This window comes from Zoogloea sp. LCSB751, from assembly GCF_002028455.1.
Lineage (GTDB): Bacteria > Pseudomonadota > Gammaproteobacteria > Burkholderiales > Rhodocyclaceae > Zoogloea.
In genome coordinates this window covers 1-640 of record NZ_MWUM01000079.1, presented here as the reverse complement: position 1 = coordinate 640, position 640 = coordinate 1, and the positions used below count along the sequence as shown (strand labels likewise).

Annotated in this window: 1 protein-coding gene; it reads right to left on the bottom strand. The window is 63.6% G+C overall.

The features are described 5' to 3' along the window. Window positions 1-569 (bottom strand): DDE-type integrase/transposase/recombinase (locus B4920_RS25815; RefSeq protein WP_079437595.1); only part of this gene is annotated, 569 nt, incomplete at its 3' end. Window positions 570-640: the final 71 nt, after the last annotated feature.

The following is a 640-nucleotide window of genomic DNA, read 5'->3' as shown; positions in this document are numbered from 1 at the left end:
CGGCTGGTGAAGACCAGACCGTTGTCCGAACGGAGCAGGAAGGGCTCCTTCACGCGCCCCAGCGTGCCAAAGCGGGCAATCAGAGCCTGCTCCAGCGCGCTTTCAGCGGTGCGGGATTTGCCGCTCCGGGAGACATGCCAGCCCAGCAACTCCCGGCTGAAGCAGTCGATCACCAGCGCCAACGTGCTCCAGCCGTCTCGTCCCGCCCAGACGCGGCACAGGTCCGTCGCCCAGCGTTCGTTCGGCTGGGATGCCCTTGAGCGCCGTGCCTCGATCCGCGGCCGGAAACCGACCGGGCGTTTCCTGACCTGCCAGCCGTGGAGTTGGAAGATGCGCTGCACCGTGTTTTTGTTGAAGCCGAGCAGGTGCGCCACCGTCCTGTAACCAAAGGACGGGTTGCCCTCGATCATCGCCTTGATGGGTTCGGCAAAGCGGGGCTGCACCTTCGGTGGCGCCTTCACCGACTGGTAGTAGAACGTCCGACGGGGCACTTCAAACCACCGGCACAGCTGACTGATCGAGACGACTACACCTTCTTCTTTGAGTCCCTGGCGGATCGTCTCGATCACTTCTCGTCCTCGCCCAGCAGGGACTGCAATTTTTTTCGGGCACGCAGCTCCAGCATCGCTTCCCCGTAGGC